A 20,696-nucleotide genomic window follows, 5' to 3' on the forward strand; every position below is an offset into this window, starting at 1 on the left:
CCTTAAAAATTTTTCTTCGTCCGTAGTTCCTTTACTTCGAAATCGAACGAGAGGTTATTCATACACTTAAAGTGCTTCATGGGGCAATTACCCGAACTGCCAGTTGTGCAGGGGCGACATCCCAGGCCGAGTGTTTCCAGCCGAACGTGAGGAGTTTTGTAGGGATAAAATCCAAATTGGGGGGTCGTACTGCCCCAGATCGAATACACTTTTTTTCGAAACGCGGCCGCTATGTGCATCAACCCCGTATCATGACTGAATACTACCCGCGCCCGCTGAATGAGTGAAGCCGACTGATTCAGATTGTAATGGCCGCAGGCGTTATAAATCTGCCGATCACCAATTGCCTTTACGATCTGGTCACCAATTTTCCGATCGGCTTTATCCCCCAGAAGAACAATTGGGTAGTTAATTTTCAGGCATAGTTCAATCATCCGCAATACCGGCAGTTTGCAGGTTGGGCTCTGTCCGCCGATCGCATAGGCCACAAAGTCGTGCTGATGCGTTTCGGGGAGCCAGTCGATCTCGACCTCATCCTTATACGGAATAAAGTAATCCAGTCCCCGACCGTCGTTCTCAACACCCAATGGCAAAACAGTAGCCATGTACCGATCGACAATGTGCTGCTCTGTCATGGCGTTGATTTTCCAGCGAACGTACAACCATTGCCGGAATGTTTGCTTTTCAACGCTAAAAGACCGGCACCCTACTGCCGCTTTGATCAGGCTGGTCAGAAACGTGTTTTGCAGGTCGACTATATAATCGAATTGCTCAGCCCGAAGCTCTCGAATCAGCGCGTACAGATTCCCATCGAAATAATGCTGGCCGGTTAGGTAGGGGTTGTAATCGATGATAGCCCGGTACGGCTGCCTGGTGCAGAAGTGTAGGTCTGCCTGGGCGAGCTGGCGCTTCAGACAACGCACAACGGGACTGGTCAGCACAACATCGCCGATTGACGAAAACTGCAAAATCAATATTTTAACCGGGCGAGTCATGCTATCGTCATTTGTACAAAAATATCTGATTTCTATGAAGTCACCAAACCGATTACTAAGGCAAATATGGGCTTAAAATTGCCACCAACGCGGCTGATTAGGGGTTCTATATAGACTATTCTCGCAAACCACGCAGTTCGAAGGAACGGGGATAATGACGGGCGGATCGGCGTCGGGGGGACCTTGCCCATTGCTTCTGTCAACGTTGATATACTGCTCTACAAGCCCGGTAGCCCCGAAATAGCCGTACACCATGGTCGTAGGGTCATTGACACAACGCAGGTTACCAGGGGCCGATGCTGGAGCCGGATCGAACAAGCCCCCCGTATTATTCACCAATCCACGAACACTCTTCCAGAAATCGTACGCTCCTTTGCTTAACGCCTGCTGCTGTATCTCCAGATAGTACTTACTCTTTGATTTGTAAGGCACACGCATAATAAACTGCCGGCTGATCGACTGGCCATTGACATTGACATCGGAGGTCACATTGATGCAGTTGTAACATCGGGTAATATCCCAGCAATTTGAGCAACAGCCCAATCCGGTTACGGTATTCGTATTGGGTACTTCCCGCTTAAAACAGACGGCTGTGAATTCATAATGTGTCCAGTCCCAGCGATAGAAGTTGCCCGGCGCTTCTGGGTCTTTCGTATCCAGATACACATTCCATCCCTGGCGTTTTGCCAGACTGCTGCTTCCCGGCTCTACCGTATACTCGTAATATATTTTCTGGATGGGTGGTGCCGCTACCAATACTTCAGGATCTGATTCGTATTTCTTCCCTGCTTTCGTTTGAATGGTCAATTTATAACTACGGCCTGCTACCCCCTTTATCCCATTCGCTGATGTCATGTACACCCCTCCCGAAGCCTGTTCTTTCAGCACTTCCTGATTGCCCTGATTATCCGAAATGGTTACGGTAGCCCCCGTTTCGAGCAGGTTCAGGCTTTTATAGGAATAATCGGCCGTTCGGGTCAGTTTGACGGAGTAAGGTCCCGGCTGATCCGTAATCTGGCCTTCCACAACAAGCGAAGCAGGGATACTGACCGCATCGGGCTGAAACTCTGTTACGCAGGAAGCGACAAATAGCAGCCAAAAGAAAGAGTGAAAGAGTGAATGAGTGAATGAGCGAAGGGCGGACGCGCCAGAAAAAACGATCCGGTAGGTCTTCATGCTTTCGCTCATTCGCTCTTTCAACATCCGTTGCGGCACTCTTTGAAAATATCGTTTCATCAGAATTTGAAATTGTAGGTCAGGGATGGAAACGCCGTACCGAAAATGGACAGTTTATACGCATCAGTCGCTGAAGCCGGGCTTAGCTTATAAAAAATGGAATATGCATTTTTATGAGCATAAACGTTGTATACCGAAAAAACCCAACTGCTCTGATTCCGCTTTTTCTTTTCGGGGTTTTGCTCAAACGTCATCGAAAAATCCAGGCGGTGGTAATCGGGTACGCGCTGCTGGTTTCGATCCAGGTAGATCGGGACTTGCGCGCCCCCAATTCGCGAAATCGCTGCGGGCTGCGTAGTCGGTCGTCCGGTGCTGTACGTAAAATTGAGCGACATACTGAACCAGGTCGTGGGCCTGTGCGTGGCCAGAATATTGATCGTATGCGGCTTATCGTAATTGGCCGGATACGGATTTCCGTTGTTCACCCGCTCGCTGGCAAAGGGGCTGTTCATCGTCAGAAAGGTACGGGCAAAGGTATAGCTCATAAAGCCCGTCCAACGGCCCTTGTTTTTGCGTAACAAGCCTTCCAGCCCATATGCCTGACCGCTTCCCTGCACGATCTGGGTTTCGACAGCCTGCGCGAGTTGAAGTTCGGCCCCATCGCGGTAATCGATGGCATTGGTCAGCGTTTTGTAATACACCTCGCCCGATACTTCGAAGGCATTGTCGGGCGTATTCCGAAAATAACCCAGCGACCATTGGTCGGCAATGACCGGCTTGGTATACAGATCGCTCAAATGCCAGCGCGACGTAGGTAGGGCGGCCGTCGTATTGGTCACCTGCTGAATATACTGCCGTAAACGACTGTAGCCCGCTTTTATCGACTTCCCCTCTCCTACCGACCACCGCAGCGCCAGCCGGGGCTCCAGGCCGCCCATGGTGTTGTAGATTTTACCGGCTTCGTAAGTTTTTGTCGAGGTTACGGCTTCGTCCTGTCGCGGGCCATTTTCCTGGTAGGTCCTTACCGAAGCGGGTCCCCGGTTCAGCAAGGCCGAATACCGCAGCCCGGCAATGAGTGATACATCGGTATTCAGTTTCCACTCATCCTGAATATAAGCAGCCAATTCATAGGCCTGCTCCCGGGCAATGTCGATCGGCAAAATATTGGAGTATGGTCCCGGAATCCGGGTATTGGGCTGGATAGAATAGTCGATGGCACTAATGCCGACCTGCCACTGGTGGGTCTCATTCGGCGTGTAGGTCAGATCGGATTTGATTTGCCGATGCCATACACCTGATTTTAAATCAAAAGCGTTGGCCGAATCGGGCACCGACAAATCGGCCTTGTAGTGGCTTAAAATAACCGATGTAGCCAGGTTTAATTGCCTACTCATGAAGTAATTCCAGCGAACGGAACCCGTCAGTGTCTGGTAATTGAACTTCGTCGATGACGCGTTAATCTCCTGACCCGACAGCGAGTCGGAAGCCAGTTTGAACACATCCGTACTGACATAGCCCGTAAAGGTGATCGTATTTTTCTCACTGGGCTGATACTTCAGCTTGGTAGTTACATCGTAGAAATTGGCCGTGGTTCCGCGCAGATTGGGGGGAGCCAGCTTGAACAGAAAGTCGTTGAACGACGCCCGAACAGCCGCCAGAAACGACAGTTTATTTTTGACAATTGGCCCCTCAATCCCCAATCGACTTGAAATAAGGCCGATACCACCATTGATGCCCCATTTTTGGGCATCGGGTTCTTTTATTTTCACATCTAGGACAGACGAAGCCCGACCGCCATACGCAGCCGCGACTCCTCCCCGATTCAGGGTTACGTCGCGTACTACGTCGGGATTGAACACAGAGAAAAAGCCCATCAGGTGACCCGAGTTGAAGACCGGCGCATCATCGAACAAAATCAGATTCTGGTCAGTGCTTCCTCCCCGCACGTTGAAACCGGGTGCCCCTTCGCCCACGGTTGTAACCCCAGGCAGCAACAGCAGACTTCGCACCACATCGACCTCGCCCATCAGGGGGGGAATCCGGCGGATGCTTCGGATGGTCAATTGCGAAACCCCCATTTCAACCTTACGCACATTACGGTCGGGGGCCTCACTGGTCACAACGACTTCCTCCAGATCTTTGGAGTCGTCTTCCATCATCACTTCACGAAAAAGTGTGCTGTTCAGCGTGATCGTATCCTGGCGGGTTCGATAGCCTACGTGCGAAAACCTCAGAATGTATTTCCCAGGGGGAAGTTGTACCGTATAGAAACCATCTTTGGCGGTCACATAGCCTTTCGATACATTCAGCACAACAATGTTGGCCCCCTGAATCGGTTTGCCCGTTTTGGCATCCTTCACATAACCCGTAGCCGAAAAGGTAGCGGAAGCAGTATTCGTGTTTGGTCTTTGCTGAGCAAAGACTTTGTTGAGTACACAAAAGATAACTACGAGTACAAGTAATAACCGCATAGAGCCGGGTTTAGAATGCGCAGGATGTTCCGAAACAGGATTAAACAGGTAATTAAGAATGAAGCCTTGTGGATATAAAGAGCTAATCCGTTGAATTTACCCACTTTACGGCCTTATTAACTAATAATTAATCCTGAACCATCCGGCTTTTCTCCTACTTACGCAGCCGCTCCCGACGCTGTTGCAGGTAATCGGTCATTTCCTGAAGGGTCAGCGCATTAAAGGTCATGGCTTTGGTTAGGCCACCTTTTCGCCCAACCGCTACGCCATAGTGCATATCCAGCAACCCGGCCAGGTCATGCGCGTCGGGGTTGATGCTCAACATCACACCTTGTTGCATGGCGTAATCGATCCAGTGCCAGTCGATGTCGAGTCGATACGGGCTGGCGTTGATTTCGATAACGACATTATGCGCGGCACAGGCATCGATGATGGCCCGGTGGTCGATGGGATACCCTTCGCGGGCAAGTAGCAGACGGCCCGTCGGGTGGCCCAGAATCGTTGTATACGGATTTTCAATGGCTTTCAGTAGTCGCGTTGTTGCTTTTTCGAGCGACATGGTCAGGGTTTGGTGTACCGAAGCCACCACATAATCGAACGTTGCCAGAGTAGCCTCGTCGTAATCCAGGGAGCCATCGCCCAGAATATCGGATTCGATGCCTTTAAAAATGCGAAAATCGGCGCCGAAACCGGCATTAAGCTGATCAATTTCAGCTTGCTGCTGCCGAACCCGTTCAGCATCCAGTCCATTGGCATACGAAGCCGTTTTGGAATGATCGGCAATGCCAAAATACGTCAGCCCCAATTCGCGGCAGTATGCAGCCATATCGGCTACCGATTGCTTGCCATCCGACCAGGTGCTGTGGTTATGCAGTGTACCGCGCAGATCATCCCAGGTTACCAGCTCTTCGGTCTGGTGTTTAGCAGCCCAGCGAAAGGCGAAACCATCCTCCCGCATTTCCGGGACAATGTATGGCAAACCGGCACGGCTGTAGATGGCTTTTTCGATCTCATCCGTTTCTCCCGTTGCCACTTCCGACAAGACGCTGGTATAAGCCACCTGCAACAGCGACGCCCCCCCCACGCCTACCTGCTGTAAATGCGATTCGGTGGCGGTTTGAACAAATAACTGTCGGTTCATCTGCTCAGCCGGATACAGGAGTAACTCAACCTGTACATCAAAACCAGCGAGCTTTCCCCGCCAGATAAAGGGTGACGAGTCTGACTCATTCTGCTCCAGGTTGGGGAGGCTTTTCAGCGTAAGCATGGCCGAAAGTGGGTCGCTGGTTTGGACAAGCAGTTGTATGGTATCTACCTCCTGGGCTTTCCGACGTACCTGCCCGCTTATTTCGACCCGCTCAAAATGTTGTGTTAACTGGTCGTGCAATAGTTTGGCAATCAGGGCTGCTTTGTCCATTCTGACTTTACCCTGTTGCTCCTGCAGAAACTCCAGAGCCGCCAGAATCTTCTCCTGCGTACTGGCTCCGAAGCCTTTAATTTTGGCAATCTCACCATTTTCGCCCGCCCGTTGCAGGTCGCGTAGGTTATCGATACCCAATTCCCGCCAGAGCGTTCGTACTTTCTTGACCCCTAACCCTTTAATCCGAAACATATCCAACACACCTTCCGGGGTTTGAGCCAGTAGTTCGTCGAGTTCGGTCAGGCGGCCTGTTTCGGCAATTTCCCGGATTTTCTGAGCGACCGACTTGCCAACCCCCTGCAGTTTGACCAGTTCCTCCACGGGTAAACTGGCTAAATCGGCGGTCGATTTATCAAGGTTAAATGCGGCTGTCTGGTACGACCGGGTTTTAAACGCGTCGCGGTCATGGAGTTCCATTAAGCGGCCCGTCAGTTCGAGCAGGTCAACGATTTCGGAATTAGTCATACAAAAAGGGGAATTTACTCCGCAATTTAGGCAATCGGTCAGATTTCAGTCGTGATTCGCCATCGACTAGTCTACCTTTAGTTCATCAAAACCAATTAACCGATTCAACCTTAGATTATTGACACGTATGGAGCCGACTCAATCCAAATCTGAATACGATCCTTACCTCTGGAAACAAGCCAAAGCCCGTGCGGGTTTTCAGATGCACTTACGTTCCTATTTCATCATCAACGCCGGTCTGTGGATTATCTGGCTTGTCAGCAGTTTCTCGATCCATTCATTTACCCGGTTTGGCTATCTATTTCCCTGGCCTATTTTTCCGATGCTGGGTTGGGGCATTGGGCTGGCGTCACACTATTTTCATGTGTACCATGGTGGCAGTGAGCGCTCAATGATTGAAAAAGAGTATCAGAAGCTGGTTCGACAACAAGGCTATTAGTGCGTATAGAGTCCGATTTAAGATTCTGACTCTGTACTCATCGGTTAATCACCAGATCGTACTTCGTGAGGAGCCCCGGCAGATTGTGTAGTGAGAAACGAGCCTTTTTGAGTTTATTATCTTCCGGACTGATGATCAGATTGTATGAACTGGAGAAGTCGACCTGACTCAGGTCATTGCCTTCAAATTTGGTCAGCTCCAGATTACAGTTTGTAAAGAGAGTCCCGACCAGTTCACAATTCAGAAAAAAGGCTTCGCGTATCGAACAGTCGATAAACGAAGCCTTTTTCAACTTCCGGTTCAGGAAAACGGTGTAATCAAGTTGACACGTCTGGAAATCGACGTGAAAACCGAATGGGTTGCACTGTCCAAAGTCGATGTGAGTCAATTGGCAGTTGGTAAACCGAACATCGTACAGCTTTGTATTTTTCAACTGAGCCCGCGTCAGATTACAGGCTTCAAACCGACAATCGACAAAACTGGCGCTATTGAGCACAGCCTGGGTTAAATCCAGTTTTCGAAACGTACACTGCTCGAATTCCTGCCCGGCCCACTTCGCTATATCACTTGTCAGTGGCTCAAAAATCTGATCGTAGTATTCCATTTCCCGAAGGCTAAACGGCTACCGGAGCCTTGATGGCCGGATAGGGATTGTAGTTTTCGAGCGTAAAATCTTCGTAGCTGAAGTCGAAAATAGAGGTTATGTCGGGATTTAGGCGCATGGTTGGCAGCGGACGAGGTTCGCGGGAAAGCTGCGTTTCGACCTGATCCAAATGATTCAGATACAGGTGTGTATCCCCTCCCGTCCAGATAAACTCATGGGCAATGTAGCCGCACTCCTGTGCGATCATCATGGTCAGCAGGGCATAGCTGGCAATATTGAACGGTACACCCAGAAAGACATCGGCACTGCGCTGATAAAGCTGGCAGGACAGTTTCCCATCGGCCACATAAAACTGAAAAAGCGCATGGCAGGGTGGCAACGCCATGTTGGGTACATCGGCAGGGTTCCAGGCCGAAACAATCATCCGTCGCGAATCAGGATTATTCTTTAACTGTTTTAGAACATCCTGCAACTGATCGATCACCCGTCCGTCCGAAGCGGCCCAGCTCCGCCACTGTTTCCCATACACAGGCCCTAAATCACCGTTTTCGTCGGCCCATTCATCCCAGATCGACACGCCGTTATCTTTCAGGTATTTAATATTCGTATCGCCCTTGATAAACCACAGCAATTCATGGATAATGGATTTCGTATGGACTTTCTTGGTTGTCAGAAGCGGAAAGCCATCTTCCAGATTGAAGCGCATCTGATAACCAAAAACGCTGAGGGTGCCGGTGCCGGTACGGTCGGTCTTACGCGTGCCGTTCTGAAGGATATGGCGAAGGAGGTCGTGGTACTGTTGCATAATCAAAAGTCGGAAGTCGGAAGGGATAAGTCAACCGTTGGGCAAAAATAAACCCCTCGACCAATCAGGATGAGGGGTTTATTTTTGTTGTTCGCAGTACGTCATCAGGCCTTTACGCTTTATACGACAGGCACTTTTAGGCTTGTGCTTTTTTCATGCAGCAGGCATGGCTGCCTTTCTCGCACGATTTTTCGCAGTTTTCAGCTTTCGCTTTTTTTGCCTTTTTCTCTTTACGGATTTCTCCGGCAAACAAAACCGTAGTCAGGGTGGTCAGCAGGGCCAATCCAAGCAGGGCTTTTTTCATGGTACATGTAGTTTAGCAGGGTTTATGCGATAACGCATAGTATCCAATTTTATGCAAAAACTACGCCATTTACTGTCGCACAGCCTTGTCGTTCACCTGATAAAAATGAATCGGCCCAGTGGGCTACAGGCACCTGTTACTCCTGAATCTCAAACGAATACGTAATATCGGCAGACGGGCGAAACTGGGCCGTTGCGGAACAATACTTATCCATCGACAGATCGATAGCCCGCTTTACTTTGTCAGTATCCAGTTTACCTTTCAGCAGGTAAGTGATATGAATTTTACGGAATGGAGCCGGGTGAGCATCTTTTTCACGCATCCCATCTACTTTCAGCCGAAAATCTTCGATAACATACTTCTGTTTTTGCAGAATCAGAATTACGTCGATAGCGGTACATCCGGCCAGGCCCATCAGTAGCATTTCCATAGGCCGGGCTCCGGCATTATGGCCGCCAATATCGGTAGCGGCATCCATGTGCTGGGCAACTCCCGATTTGCCGATGGCTTCAAAATGAAAAGCATCATCGACACGCACCAGTTCGATCTGCATTGTGTTAAATTCCTGAGTAGCAGTAACGGGTTGTGAATCAAGCATTGTCTTTTTTGCGTTTATAACCTAAACTGTTTATATTCACCATCTCAAAGTAAATAAAACCATGTCCGAAAAATTCACCGACGATCTTTTCGACCTTAAAAACGACCGCCGGTTAAGCGTATACTTATACCGGGCAGGGTTCGGTGCCTGGTTGTTTTACATTGTTTCGGGTGCACGATTTATGCAATCGGTGAGTATGTACCGAACAGATTTCGGCGTGTTCTCGTTCTTTTTAATGGTCATGGGCTTGTCGGCTTCTATGATTTATGATTACCATCACCACAGGAACGAGTTTGATCAGAAGAAAAAATGGCTGGCTATTAGCTATTTAGTCCTGGCGGCATTGGTCTATTTTTTCATCCTGCACAACGAGCCGATCAGTCTGGACCACCTTTTTGGGAAAGGTTTATTTTAATTCTGCTTCATCTGGAACCCCGATTTTTATGATTCGCACAGATCATAATCATCCTAAGAATCTGCGTTCTATACCTTCAACAGCTACTCACAGCAGCCTGCCAGCCAGCGTACGCCTTTTCAACCACCGACCGCTCTGGCCTGGGTATTATCGAGACTTTACCTGCATTAAGTTCCCGTATATGGTCGAGGTTTCTGAAGAGGCCGGTTTTCAGGCCAGCCAGGTAAGCGGCTCCCAAAGCCGATACATCCGGCATGTCGCGGTTAACGACGGATTTGCCAAGCAGATCGGCCAGGAACTGAACCACAAACGGGTTGGTGCTGATGCCTCCATGGACCATCAGTTCATCTAACGGTATTCCGGTATCCTGCTCCATAGCTACGAGCACATCCTTGATCTGATAGGGAATGGATTCCAGAGCAGCCCTGACCACATGATTTTTTGTTGACCCAAAAGTGAGGCCCGAAATCGACGCTTTGCGGGTCATCTGCCAGTGAGGGGCTCCTAACCCGCTAAATGCCGGAATGATGTATACCCCACCGTTGTCGGATACAGCCGTTGCCATAGCTTCCGTTTCACGGCTCTCTGCAAAAAGTCCCAGGCTGTTTTTAAGCCATTCGATGGTAGCACCACAGGTCACGATCACCCCTTCCAGAGCATAGTCTACACGCTCTTCAGTACTCCAGCAAATGGTTGTAACCATACCCTGTTTTGATGCTTTGTAAACGGCCCCTATATCCATAAGGATCGAACAACCCGTCCCCAGCGTGGCCTTTGCGGCTCCCGGCGCAAAACATCCTTCGCCAAAAGCAGCCGCGTGCGAATCGCCAATGAGGCTGGTAATGGGCACGTTATGCGCAAACAGCCCATCGAAATTCGACGCTCCGAAAAAAGCCGAAGAGGGCTTTGGTTCGGGAAGATTCAGTTTCGACAATCCAAACGCAGCGAGCAGTTCCTGATCCCACAATAGGGCTTGAAGGTTAAAAAACAGCGTTCGGGATGCGTTGGTATAATCCGTCAGGTAGCACTGGCCGTTGGTCAGTTTGTAAAGCAGCCACGTATCGACCGTTCCAAAGTATGCCTTACCCGCATCAACGGCCTGCCGCACGTTCTCTTTGTTCTCATATAACCAGATCAGTTTGGTTCCTGAAAAATAGGGATCAATGAACAATCCAGTTTTGGCCTGGACACTCGATTCCATTCCTTCTGCCTTGAGTCGTTCACAGACCCGAATTGAGCGTTTACATTGCCAGACAATTGCGTTATGAAGCGGAACACCTGTTTCATCCCAAACGACAAAGGTTTCGCGCTGATTGGAAATACCACAGGCACTAATGGCTTTCAGATCACCCCCTTCGGCCAAAAAATTCCCAATGCATTTCCCTACCGAAGTCAGCACATTGCGGTAGATCTCGGCTGGGTCCTGCTCTACATACCCATCGCCCAAATAGTTGGTTTTCAATGGCTCCGAAGCACGTGCCGCTACCTGCCCATGCTGGTCAAACAAAAGGGTTTTGGTACTGCTGGTACCCTGGTCGATGGCCAGAATATAGGAAGGGGTCATTATTCTTTCTCCGTTCGTTTGTCAATGATTACGGCCAGCAGGATGACAAATCCTTTTACCACCTGCTGCCAGAAAGGCGATACGTTCAGTAGGACCAGGCCATTGTTCAGGACACCGATGATAATAGCTCCCTGTACCGTACCGAGTATGCTACCTCGCCCGCCCGACAGCGAAGTGCCACCGATCACAACAGCCGCAATCGAATCGAGTTCGTAGCTGGTGCCTGCATTGGGCTGGGCCGAATCCAGTCGCGAGGTGACAAGCAACCCGCCAACGCCCGCCAACCCGCCCGCCAGGGTATACACGACTATTTTGATCTTATCAATGTTCACCCCCGACAACCGGGCTGCGCTTTCACTACCACCAATGGCATAGATATAGCGACCTAACCGGGTTTTGTTGGTAACCAGAACAGCAATGGCGACAAGCATGCCCGACAGCCAGACGGGCACCGGGACACCTAAAAACCAGCCCGTTCCCAAGAAGGTAAACGAATCCCCAAGTCCCGTAATCGGAAACCCTTCAGTCCAGAGCATTGTCAGGCCACGGGCAATCGTCAGCATGGCCAGAGTAGCCACAAAAGGGGGTAATTTGAATCGCGTAATCGCCCAGCCATTGAACCACCCCAGCACCGACCCCGTCAGGATACCAGCCAGCATGGCCCCCAACACCGTAAATCCAATGAACAGATTAGCGGATGGAACCGGAATGCCATTGCGCAAGAGGCCAGCCGTAATCGCTCCCGACAACGCCAGAACGGAGCCCACCGACAGGTCGATTCCGGCTGTAAGCACCACCAGCGTCATGCCGGTTGAGATGCACACATTGACAGAAATCTGCCGGAGTACGTTCCAGAAATTGGCCACCGTCAGAAACTTGTCGGATAGCAGACTGATTCCCAGGCAAAGCACAAACAGCGCGATCAGCGATTGAAATCGCGTCAGAAAAGGTCGGTAGGTAGTTGCGGTCAGTTGCATGTCTGTAATGAGTGATTAAGTGAATGAGCGATTGGGTGATTGAGCGAAAAAAGTCATTCACTCAATCACCCAATCGCTCATTCACTCATTGATTTTGGTATCGCTGCTTTTAAAATTGCGTCTTCCGATGCGTCCTGAATAGCCATTTCAGCGGTTAAGACGCCTTCGCTCATGACCAGCACCCGATCGGAGATGGCCATGATTTCGGGCAATTCTGATGACACGACAAGAATGCCCATACCTTCGTCGGCCAGTTGCAGAATGAGCTTATAAATCTCGTTTTTGGCATTGACATCGATACCCCGCGTTGGCTCATCCAGCATCAGCAATTTCGGGTGCGTTGCCAGCCACTTCGACAGCACAATTTTCTGCTGATTGCCTCCGCTCAGGTTCTTAGCCGCCTGCTTTCCCGATGGCGTTTTGATCTGTAAATCAGCAATGTATTGTTTCGCCAATGCCACTTCTTTCGACTGACTCAGCAACCCAGCCCGTTCCACTTTTTCAAGCGCCGTCAGGCTGATGTTGGTTTGCACATCCATGCCCAGCACCAGACCGTCTTTCTTTCGATCTTCCGGCACCAGAGCCATCCCCAATCGAATCGCATCGGCCGGCGCTTTTACCCGAACTAATTGACCATCAAGCGATACTGTTCCAGAAGATCGCTTGGAATGAAGCCCGAACAGAGTTTCCAGTAACTCCGTCCGGCCAGCGCCCATCAGTCCAAACAACCCGACAATTTCGCCCCGCCCTACCCTGAACGAGATATTTCTGAGTTGATTCTCCTGCAAACGAACCGGATGTTTCAGACACAGGTTTTCGACCGTCAACAACGCATCATGAACCCGATCGGTCGTTTTCCGACGAGCCGTGTTAATATCCCGACCTACCATTTTACGGATGAGCGCATCGTGGTCAATGCCCTGCATACTCCCCGATTCAATGGTTTTGCCATCGCGTAAAACCACATAGCGGTCGGCAATGGTAAACAGCTCATCCAGTTTGTGCGAGATGTACACGATGGCTTTGTTCTCGCGCCGTAGGTTGTTGATGATCGTGAATAAAACCGCTACTTCGCTCTCCGTAATGGCTGAGGTTGGCTCATCCATGATGATAATCTCCGACTCTACCAGCAACGCCTTCGCCACTTCAACCACCTGCTGCTGACCCACTTTCAATTCGGCCACTAACGTATCAGGATCAATCGGCAGGTTGAGTTTATCGAGAAGTTCACGGGTTTTCGACTGCATGGCTTTTTGGTCGAGCGTACCCCAGCGCGTCGTGATTTCACGACCCAGAAAAATATTTTCCATAATGCTCAGGTACGGAATCAGATTCAGTTCCTGATGAATGATGGCAATACCACATGCCTGCGCATCGCGGATGGAGTTGAACCGAACGGGTTTTCCATGGAGCCGAATCTGCCCTTCATAGTCTGGATAAACGCCCGACAGAATCTTCATCAATGTCGACTTTCCCGCACCGTTTTCACCAATCACCGCCGTTACGTTGCCTGCCAGAAACTCCAGACAAACCCCGTCCAGCGCCGTTACGCCCGCAAATCGTTTGGTGATATGTTCGGCTACTAGCATAGGGTATGGGGTAGAAGGGTAAAGGTGCTCATCACGCTCCTGATCAAACCGTAACTTAGTTCACTTTTAATGCCGTTTTTCCCACGCCCTCTGCCCCATACCCCACCACAATTGGAATCACTTCTATCGTGTCAAGATGCAGATGTGCCTGATTTAGCTCGACAGCACCGACAAAATTGACGGTAGCTCCTGGTTTGGCACTGGCTTTCAGAGGGGGCACAACCGTGTTTCGGATAATGGCGTTCAGCTCGGCTGATACGTTGTTGAGGTCCATAGTATTGTCGAATTCGGTGATCTGAATCAGGCCAGACACATCGCGGGCGGCATTCCCGAAAATATAGTCCGTAGCGAGTTTTACCGATTGGCCAGACGAGAGCAAAACGGTTACGTCGTTGTCGCCAACGGCGGTTACCTTACTCGTGCCTTTCACCAGAAAATAGCGGATGTTGCCGATACCCAGCGCGTGCGAATAGGAGTTAAACGCTTTCTCTTTGTCGGTCTTCAACAGCGAGAGGAGCGCATCGAAGTCGGTAGCCTTTGCCGTAGCGGGTAAAAGCTTTTGGGTCCAGAAGGTGCCCGCGTAGGAAGCAGCGTCGAATGCCTGACCGGCATTAGGGCCTGCCGATCCCTTTACCTCATCCAGCCGTTTGAAATAAACTGAATGGTAGGCAACTACCCCCAATAGAACCAGCAGAACCATGTATTTCAGCGCGTTTTTCGGCATGGTTCGTCAGGATTTTTTAGTGGCTGGATAGTCCCTGATAGTGGTCTGATCGACCAGCTCAACCGCTACGGGTATCTTTTTGGCGAAGTCTCGTTTACCTTTGATGTATTCGTCGGCAAACTGAGCGGCTGTTTTAGCCATCGTTTGCGGGGATTGCAGCCCGGTTGCCTTAATCTTTCCATCGCGGATTGAGTTCATTACATCGTCGGCACCATCGAAGCCAAACACCCCCACCTCGTTTGCTTTGCCAGCCGCCACCAGCGCCTGATAGGCCCCCATGGCCATGGCATCGTTTCCACAGAAAACCGCGTCGATATCGGGGTGCGCCTGAAGTATGGACTCAAGTACCTCCATGGCTTTATTCCGATCAAAATCAGCACTTTGCTGGGCTACCATCTTAAAATTTTTGTAGTGATCGACCACGCTGTGAAAGCCTTTGGATCGATTCCAGGTGTTGTTGTCGCCCACCAATCCCAGAATCTCAACATAGTTGATGGGTACATTGGTCGCTTTGGTGCGCAACGTCTGGACAAAGTATTTGCCAATGGCTACGCAACCTGAATAATTATCGGATAGAATCTGGCAGGTTGCCGCCTGGGGCGAGTTGACTTCCCGGTCCATGCAAAACACGGGTATACCAGCCTCAATGGCCTTACGAGCATTGACAATGGAGCCGTCGGAATCGGTCGGATTCAGCAGAATGGCATTGAAACCCGACACAATCGCGTTCTCGAAATGGTCGCTTTCGAGGGCTGTGTTGTTCTGCGAATCGAAAATTTTGGTTTCGTAACCCAACGCCCTGGCTTCAGCAGCCGCCGTTTCGGCCAGTACTACAAACCACGGATTGTTCAGCGTCGACACGATTACGGCTACCTTCTTCGGACCATTTGCATCGCTTTTATTCGTACAGCTTCCTGCCAGCAGCAGAAGAATCAGTACCCAGAAATATCGATTTTTCATGATCATTACAAAAAAGATAGAACACAGATTCTTATGATTTTTATGATTAAAAATGATCTGTGTTCCATCAGGCTAAGGCATTACCGTTACGATCACACGCTGATAGCGGGTCAGTGATGGTGATCCGGTATCAGTCACGGCCAGGATGACGTGAAATGTTTCGGGCTTCGACACGGTTGGGGCCATAATAAACGCGTTTTTCTTCAGTTTATCCTGCACATCCAACGCCCGGCTACTTTCGAACGTACCCGGTTCACGGTAATAAATCCATTCATACGCCAGCGTATTCCCGTCGGGATCGGTAGACCCTTCGGCGCTCAGCATCACTTTCTCTCCGCTTTTCGCCCGGACCTGATTGGGGTGACCTAATCTGGCAACGGGCGGGTGATTGGCTTCTTTATAGGGCTTGATGGACCAGTCGATACGGGCGGCAAAGTCATGCTGATACGCTTTCCGCCACCGCCAGATCGTTGCCTTATTGCTGGTATACCAACCGCTGTCAACGCCCATCACTTCATCCTCGGCATCGGACCAGAACGGGCGCGTTTCGGGCTCATAGAACCACTTGCGCATGCGGGGGGTATAGAACTCGTAACGCCCTCCCCAACTGCCATAGTTTGGATGCTCAGGATCGCTTAAGCCATTGTCGATCAAAAACAGAAACGTTGGCGTATCCCCTTCCATCAGAAATTTCGTAAACGGATGCTCAGCGCCTAGCGGGCCGTGATTCTTACGGATGTTCTCGTCGAGCCAGGGGTTGTCGACCAGGCTAAAATCAGCCCCCTGAAACCGCCCGTGAAATTTATCGCCACTGATACCGCTCCAGGTGGCCTGATGATAAGCGCCCCCCGCATGAAAGCCGGGACTGGCAATATAAAACAGATTCGGAAAGGTCTTCCGCAGCCAGGGTCCCGTATCGTCCTGATCGGAAATGGTATACACCCGAAGTTTGGCTACGAACGTATCGACCTCTTCGGGCGCACGCGTTTGCCGGACTTTCCAGAGCGCCTGCGCCAGACAGTTGGCCCCTCCCCAAACCGGAATCCAGATGGGCCGATCATCGTTTTTATCGACAACCGAAATAATCCAGTCCGACCCTTCCGAATCTTTCCCCGGCCCAACGGCTCCCATGCCAAAATTAGGGTAACCCGACTTGATGATACTGGTCAGGTACTGCGTTTCGGGGTATCCTTTTTCGTGCAGCAATAAATTGGCTCTGACCTTCCCATAGGCCGTTACAATCTGTTTGATTCGCTCTGGAGCCACCCGCTCTTTCTGGTGAACCGAAGTCGTCGCGATCAGGCCCTCTACGTCCCATTGATTCGAATACGTCAGAAAGCGCACCATCGACTGGGCATCATCGGGTTCATTTTCGATATCCGTCAGCACCAGTACCCGCAACTTTTTCCCGGTTTGTTGGGCCTGACTCGGCACAATGGTCAGACCCAGCAGAATGAGAACTAAAACTCGACAAGCAGATTTCATGGCTTTAGTCGTATTGATTTCATGCTAGGGAACAACGGTAACAATGACACGCTTGTACCGCGTTAAAGCGGGTGTGCCTTTATCGGTCACTTTCAGGATAAAATGAATGGTCTGCGGGCTCGTCACTTTAGGGGCAATTGGACGGGCTTCGTAGATGTTCGTGACAAAATTTTCGTACAAAATAATGCCCTGGTACGTACCCACTTCGGGGTATTGCATCCAGCGAAAACTCATTGAATCGCCATCGGGATCGGTAGAGTCGGAAGCTCGCAGGTAAAACATTTCTCCCGATTTAACCGTCAGATTTTCGGGATGCGACAAACGGGGAACAGGTGGGTGATTCGCATCCTGGTACGATTTGGTACACCAGTCCATCCGGGCGGCAAAATCGTTCTGAAATTCGGGGCGCCACCGCCAGATGGTAGCCATCGTGCTTTTGCCCGGTTTTGGCCCACTGGCCGAAGGAGCACTCATAAAGGTTCTCGGAGTCAATACCGAATCGGCCGCATTGGTCCAGATGGGTCGTGTTTCGGGTTCTTCGGCAGGGGCACTGGCAGGCTTGTTCCGACTGGGCACCAGTGTAGGCTGTTGCCGTATGTACCGCCCTCCCCAGCCGCCCCAATCGGGGTGCTCTGGCGCATTCAGACCGTTTGGAATCAGGCCCAGGAAAGAGGGCGTATCCCCTTCCATGCCGAAAGCTACATCGGGATACATCGCCCCCAGGGGCCCATGTCCCTGCTGAATGTGTTCGGCGATCCAGGCATCACTGACATACTCCGGGCGAGTGCCGGGTTCGTTGGTGTTGATACCGCGCCAGGTGGCAAATTCATACCCGTACCCAGGACTGACAACATAAAATACGCTCGGAAAGGTCTTACGAATCCAGGGGCCACTATCGTCCTGATCCGAAATAGTATACACGCGGAGCTTACGGTAAAGCCGCTCCGCCTGCTCGGGTGTTCGGCTCTTTTGAATTGTCCAGAGGGCCTGGGCCAGCGTATTGACGCCCCCCCATGCCGATACCCATAACGGCCGATCGTCGGTTTTTTCCAACTGCCGGATAATCCAGGCCGACCCTTCGGAATCCTTACCATCGCCCACACCTCCCATGCCATAAACGGGCAACCCTTTTTTGATGAGCGCTTTCAGTGCCTGTGCGGTTGGATAGCCAGGTTCGTGTTTCAGCAGATTGGGCTGCACCTTTCCGTAGGCATCTACGATCTTATGAATGGTTTCGGGAGCCACCCGCTTTTGCAGGTGAATGGAGGTTGTTGCCACCAGCCCTTCAATGTCCAGTTGATTGGCATAGGTGAGCAGCCGAACCAGCGACTCCGAATCATCCGGTTCGTTTTCAATGTCTGTCAAAATCAGCAACCGGGTCTTTTTAGCCGATGGCTGGGCATAGCTGGGTGGAGGAAAGCTCGCCAGCAGGATTAGAGTAATAAAGAAATGAATACGTTTCATGTTTGGTTTAGGAACTAGAAATAGAACACAGATTTTTATGATCGTTATGATTTACACGGATCATAATAGATCATAACGATCATGAAAATCTGTGTTCTATTGGATCAACGCCAATGCTTCGTTCGTAATACCTTCTTCGGACAGGCCGTAGTGGTTGAAAATTTCAATCTGCGAACCTGTAACGGTATACTCATCGGGAATACCCATGATTTTGAATCGATTACGAAAACCATTCTGGATCAGGAACGATGCACAGGCTTCGCCCAACCCACCGAATACACTATGTTCTTCAACCGTCAGAATGGGGCATCCTTTGGCAGCGACGGCAGACAGCAAGTCGTAATCCAGTGGCTTTATCGTGTGCATACTTACGACCGTGGTCTTTAGGCCGTGTATCGCATCCAGCTTACGGGCTGCCAAAAGAGCGGGATAGACCGTTTCGCCAGTCGCTACAATCGCCAGATCATTGCCCTCACAGATGATTCGGCCTTTACCAAATTCAAATTCCTGGTTCTCTTCCGTCAGGATGGGCATTGGCTTTTTACCGAACCGGATGTAAATCGGGTGGTCAAGTTCGGCAGCTTTACGAATGGCCTGCTCAGTCTCAAAATTATCGGCAGGAGCCACGACCATCAGGTTATGAACAGCCCGCAACGCGGCAAAATCGTGCAAACTGTGGTGGGTCGACCCCAGAGCGCCATAACTCACACCTGCACTAATGCCAATGAGCTTTACGGGATTATCGGAGTAGGCCACGTCCGTTTTGATCTGCTCGAACGAACGAGCCGACAGAAAACAGGCGGGCGACACGGCAAACACTTTTTTGCCCGTTGAAGCCAGTCCGGCGGCTACCCCTACCAGATTCTGCTCGGCTATTCCGATTTCAATGTGCTGGGCCGGGTATTTCTGTCCGAATGGTACCAGTTTGCCCGACCCCCGCGAATCACTGGTAACCACCAGAATCTGCCGGTCGGTGCTGGCCAGTTCCTGCAATGTGCTCGAAAACACATCCAGATTGGCCTGTGCCTTCTTGTCGAGTCCAGTAATTACGTCTCCCATGGTTGTGTTTTATAGTTCACCGCAAAGGCGCAAAAGGCGCCAAGAATGATTGTTAAAACTTTATAAGCCTAGCGCCTTTGCGTCATTGCGGTGAATTGAAAATAAATCTGCTCTGTGGCACTAATGCCCAGTCATCAGTTCCAGTTTGGCAAAAAAATCGGCAAACATCAGGTTTGTATCCAATAGGGTATACACCCGAATGGGTCTGCCGGTATGGTTGTGCGCGTAGGTGCCAGTGGAATTGATGCGGGGAGCTTGCCGAACCACATACTGACTCGACGAAGGATCCGGTTCAAACGACGACTGCAAAGCCGTAAGCAATACCAGCGGACTATCGCCCAGAATATAGGTTTCACCGATATTGATAAACCGTTGAATACGAGCCATCAAGCTCTCCAGCGTCTCGCTGAGGTAAGCCCCAATTTTGCCGTGAGGTTTTACTTTCGTCAGCAGTTGGGCATACGACAGCAAACACTGCCGATATACGTTTCGAGGGATTTGCCACAAACGCAACGCCGACCGATTGAATACAGCCCGCGCTGCCGCCTGGTCAATGTTCAGGTTGTATTCTACCTCCGAATAGCCCGGTGGTGGTAAGGCCAGGTCGCTATATTCAGGGCCACCAATCCAGATCAGCGTTAGTTTATCGGCAATTTGCGGATTGGTCAGTGCCGCCGATGCAATTTCGGTAAGCCCGGCCCCACAAACCACGTAAAGGGGTGTTTGGGTATCCGTTCGTAAAGCTTCCTGGATAATGAAGTTGACGGCTTCATTTTTTACGGGCGTACTGTCATTCAGCATCGCCGTATTCGACCCGGCAAAAACGGGGATGGCCTTAGTCACATTCATGACCTGCAACACTTCCCGTGCTTTTTTAGCCGCGTTGTCGGCCTGCGTTTTCGAACGATCAAACCCGTCATTCACATGGAGATGAGAACCGATAATAGCCCGAATCTCCACTGAGGGCGACATCAGTAAATGAGCCAGTTGGAACAGCCCATCGGGGTCGCCACTAAAATCGTTATCTACAATAACCCGCATCCGGGGTTCTACTCCCGCCAAGCCTTTCGACTGTCCGAAGGCAGTACATGAGAGCATCAGGCTGAGGATCAAGCTCACGCAAAAGAGAAAGCTTCCTGTTTCTAGCTTTTTCATTGATTTTAGTTAACAAATCGCTCAATC

The 20,696-nt window shown here is 50.6% G+C and carries 19 protein-coding genes; 2 read left to right on the forward strand and 17 right to left on the reverse strand.

Going from position 1 to position 20,696, the window contains the following annotated elements:
- Positions 1 to 2: 2 nt before the first annotated feature.
- The 4 genes from B153_RS0131900 to B153_RS0131915 all read right to left on the reverse strand — a co-directional run bounded on the left by B153_RS0131900 (position 3) and on the right by B153_RS0131915 (position 6,527).
- Positions 3 to 995 (reverse strand): glycosyltransferase family 9 protein, encoded by a 993-nt coding sequence (locus B153_RS0131900; protein ID WP_020600822.1) that lies wholly within the window; start codon positions 993 to 995, stop codon positions 3 to 5.
- A 72-nt stretch (positions 996 to 1,067) separates the two neighbouring features.
- On the reverse strand, positions 1,068 to 2,231 hold the full coding sequence (locus B153_RS0131905; RefSeq protein WP_245564978.1) for a DUF4249 domain-containing protein: 1,164 nt from the start codon (positions 2,229 to 2,231) through the stop codon (positions 1,068 to 1,070).
- Positions 2,231 to 4,642 (reverse strand): TonB-dependent receptor, encoded by a 2,412-nt coding sequence (locus tag B153_RS0131910; RefSeq protein ID WP_020600824.1) that lies wholly within the window; start codon positions 4,640 to 4,642, stop codon positions 2,231 to 2,233. Before B153_RS0131910 ends, B153_RS0131905 begins: the two co-directional genes overlap by 1 nt.
- A gap of 154 nt (positions 4,643 to 4,796) precedes the next feature.
- Positions 4,797 to 6,527 (reverse strand): helix-hairpin-helix domain-containing protein, encoded by a 1,731-nt coding sequence (locus tag B153_RS0131915; RefSeq protein WP_020600825.1) that lies wholly within the window; start codon positions 6,525 to 6,527, stop codon positions 4,797 to 4,799.
- 127 nt (positions 6,528 to 6,654) lie between these two features.
- Here B153_RS0131915 and B153_RS0131920 point away from each other — a divergent pair, with 127 nt between their 5' ends.
- Positions 6,655 to 6,966, forward strand: coding sequence for a 2TM domain-containing protein (locus B153_RS0131920; protein ID WP_020600826.1), 312 nt, complete (start codon positions 6,655 to 6,657; stop codon positions 6,964 to 6,966).
- Between the two features lie 37 nt (positions 6,967 to 7,003).
- Here B153_RS0131920 and B153_RS0131925 read toward each other — a convergent pair whose 3' ends face one another.
- The 4 genes from B153_RS0131925 to B153_RS0131940 all read right to left on the reverse strand — a co-directional run bounded on the left by B153_RS0131925 (position 7,004) and on the right by B153_RS0131940 (position 9,277).
- On the reverse strand, positions 7,004 to 7,570 hold the full coding sequence (locus B153_RS0131925) for a pentapeptide repeat-containing protein (protein ID WP_020600827.1): 567 nt from the start codon (positions 7,568 to 7,570) through the stop codon (positions 7,004 to 7,006).
- Positions 7,571 to 7,580: 10 nt separating this feature from the next.
- On the reverse strand, positions 7,581 to 8,375 hold the full coding sequence (locus B153_RS0131930) for a thymidylate synthase (protein ID WP_020600828.1): 795 nt from the start codon (positions 8,373 to 8,375) through the stop codon (positions 7,581 to 7,583).
- Positions 8,376 to 8,511: 136 nt separating this feature from the next.
- On the reverse strand, positions 8,512 to 8,679 hold the full coding sequence (locus B153_RS38135; RefSeq protein WP_020600829.1) for a hypothetical protein: 168 nt from the start codon (positions 8,677 to 8,679) through the stop codon (positions 8,512 to 8,514).
- 136 nt (positions 8,680 to 8,815) lie between these two features.
- On the reverse strand, positions 8,816 to 9,277 hold the full coding sequence (locus tag B153_RS0131940) for an OsmC family protein (protein ID WP_020600830.1): 462 nt from the start codon (positions 9,275 to 9,277) through the stop codon (positions 8,816 to 8,818).
- Between the two features lie 61 nt (positions 9,278 to 9,338).
- Between B153_RS0131940 and B153_RS0131945 the strand changes: the two genes are divergently transcribed.
- Complete coding sequence (locus tag B153_RS0131945; RefSeq protein WP_020600831.1) at positions 9,339 to 9,692, forward strand: hypothetical protein; 354 nt, start codon at positions 9,339 to 9,341, stop codon at positions 9,690 to 9,692.
- Positions 9,693 to 9,768: 76 nt separating this feature from the next.
- Here the strand turns inward: B153_RS0131945 and B153_RS0131950 are convergent, their stop codons facing one another.
- The 9 genes from B153_RS0131950 to B153_RS0131990 all read right to left on the reverse strand — a co-directional run bounded on the left by B153_RS0131950 (position 9,769) and on the right by B153_RS0131990 (position 20,669).
- The gene (locus tag B153_RS0131950) at positions 9,769 to 11,256 is read right to left on the reverse strand and encodes an FGGY family carbohydrate kinase (RefSeq protein WP_020600832.1); all 1,488 of its coding nucleotides are present in this window, start codon (positions 11,254 to 11,256) and stop codon (positions 9,769 to 9,771) included.
- Entirely contained in the window at positions 11,256 to 12,233 is a 978-nt protein-coding gene (locus tag B153_RS0131955) for an ABC transporter permease (protein ID WP_020600833.1), read from the reverse strand. The genes B153_RS0131950 and B153_RS0131955 overlap by 1 nt, the downstream gene beginning before the upstream one ends.
- Before the next feature lie 77 nt (positions 12,234 to 12,310).
- Positions 12,311 to 13,822: a sugar ABC transporter ATP-binding protein gene (locus tag B153_RS0131960; protein ID WP_020600834.1), complete on the reverse strand. Its 1,512-nt coding sequence runs from the start codon at positions 13,820 to 13,822 to the stop codon at positions 12,311 to 12,313.
- Between the two features lie 55 nt (positions 13,823 to 13,877).
- Positions 13,878 to 14,546 carry a DUF2291 domain-containing protein gene (locus B153_RS0131965; RefSeq protein ID WP_020600835.1) on the reverse strand — a complete coding sequence of 223 codons (669 nt, stop codon included), beginning with the start codon at positions 14,544 to 14,546 and terminating at the stop codon, positions 13,878 to 13,880.
- 6 nt (positions 14,547 to 14,552) lie between these two features.
- On the reverse strand, positions 14,553 to 15,512 hold the full coding sequence (locus tag B153_RS0131970) for a D-ribose ABC transporter substrate-binding protein (protein ID WP_020600836.1): 960 nt from the start codon (positions 15,510 to 15,512) through the stop codon (positions 14,553 to 14,555).
- A 66-nt stretch (positions 15,513 to 15,578) separates the two neighbouring features.
- Complete coding sequence (locus B153_RS0131975; RefSeq protein WP_020600837.1) at positions 15,579 to 16,991, reverse strand: nucleoside hydrolase-like domain-containing protein; 1,413 nt, start codon at positions 16,989 to 16,991, stop codon at positions 15,579 to 15,581.
- Between the two features lie 24 nt (positions 16,992 to 17,015).
- Entirely contained in the window at positions 17,016 to 18,455 is a 1,440-nt protein-coding gene (locus tag B153_RS0131980) for a DUF1593 domain-containing protein (RefSeq protein ID WP_020600838.1), read from the reverse strand.
- Positions 18,456 to 18,551: 96 nt separating this feature from the next.
- A complete protein-coding gene (locus tag B153_RS0131985; protein ID WP_020600839.1) occupies positions 18,552 to 19,514 on the reverse strand; it encodes a transketolase family protein in 963 nt (320 codons plus the stop codon).
- A 120-nt stretch (positions 19,515 to 19,634) separates the two neighbouring features.
- Positions 19,635 to 20,669: a nucleoside hydrolase gene (locus B153_RS0131990; RefSeq protein WP_020600840.1), complete on the reverse strand. Its 1,035-nt coding sequence runs from the start codon at positions 20,667 to 20,669 to the stop codon at positions 19,635 to 19,637.
- Between the last annotated feature and the right edge of the window lie 27 nt (positions 20,670 to 20,696).

The organism is Spirosoma panaciterrae DSM 21099 (assembly GCF_000374025.1).
Lineage (GTDB): Bacteria > Bacteroidota > Bacteroidia > Cytophagales > Spirosomataceae > Spirosoma > Spirosoma panaciterrae.

Bases quoted from the DNA above. Each gene is read 5' to 3' on its own strand.
- B153_RS0131900 (WP_020600822.1), bottom strand. From the start codon at position 995: ATGACTCGCCCGGTTAAAATATTGATTTTGCAGTTTTCGTCAATCGGC.
- B153_RS0131905 (WP_245564978.1), bottom strand. From the start codon at position 2,231: ATGAAACGATATTTTCAAAGAGTGCCGCAACGGATGTTGAAAGAGCGA.
- B153_RS0131910 (WP_020600824.1), bottom strand. From the start codon at position 4,642: ATGCGGTTATTACTTGTACTCGTAGTTATCTTTTGTGTACTCAACAAA.
- B153_RS0131915 (WP_020600825.1), bottom strand. From the start codon at position 6,527: ATGACTAATTCCGAAATCGTTGACCTGCTCGAACTGACGGGCCGCTTA.
- B153_RS0131920 (WP_020600826.1), top strand. From the start codon at position 6,655: ATGGAGCCGACTCAATCCAAATCTGAATACGATCCTTACCTCTGGAAA.
- B153_RS0131925 (WP_020600827.1), bottom strand. From the start codon at position 7,570: ATGGAATACTACGATCAGATTTTTGAGCCACTGACAAGTGATATAGCG.
- B153_RS0131930 (WP_020600828.1), bottom strand. From the start codon at position 8,375: ATGCAACAGTACCACGACCTCCTTCGCCATATCCTTCAGAACGGCACG.
- B153_RS38135 (WP_020600829.1), bottom strand. From the start codon at position 8,679: ATGAAAAAAGCCCTGCTTGGATTGGCCCTGCTGACCACCCTGACTACG.
- B153_RS0131940 (WP_020600830.1), bottom strand. From the start codon at position 9,277: ATGCTTGATTCACAACCCGTTACTGCTACTCAGGAATTTAACACAATG.
- B153_RS0131945 (WP_020600831.1), top strand. From the start codon at position 9,339: ATGTCCGAAAAATTCACCGACGATCTTTTCGACCTTAAAAACGACCGC.
- B153_RS0131950 (WP_020600832.1), bottom strand. From the start codon at position 11,256: ATGACCCCTTCCTATATTCTGGCCATCGACCAGGGTACCAGCAGTACC.
- B153_RS0131955 (WP_020600833.1), bottom strand. From the start codon at position 12,233: ATGCAACTGACCGCAACTACCTACCGACCTTTTCTGACGCGATTTCAA.
- B153_RS0131960 (WP_020600834.1), bottom strand. From the start codon at position 13,822: ATGCTAGTAGCCGAACATATCACCAAACGATTTGCGGGCGTAACGGCG.
- B153_RS0131965 (WP_020600835.1), bottom strand. From the start codon at position 14,546: ATGCCGAAAAACGCGCTGAAATACATGGTTCTGCTGGTTCTATTGGGG.
- B153_RS0131970 (WP_020600836.1), bottom strand. From the start codon at position 15,512: ATGATCATGAAAAATCGATATTTCTGGGTACTGATTCTTCTGCTGCTG.
- B153_RS0131975 (WP_020600837.1), bottom strand. From the start codon at position 16,991: ATGAAATCTGCTTGTCGAGTTTTAGTTCTCATTCTGCTGGGTCTGACC.
- B153_RS0131980 (WP_020600838.1), bottom strand. From the start codon at position 18,455: ATGAAACGTATTCATTTCTTTATTACTCTAATCCTGCTGGCGAGCTTT.
- B153_RS0131985 (WP_020600839.1), bottom strand. From the start codon at position 19,514: ATGGGAGACGTAATTACTGGACTCGACAAGAAGGCACAGGCCAATCTG.
- B153_RS0131990 (WP_020600840.1), bottom strand. From the start codon at position 20,669: ATGAAAAAGCTAGAAACAGGAAGCTTTCTCTTTTGCGTGAGCTTGATC.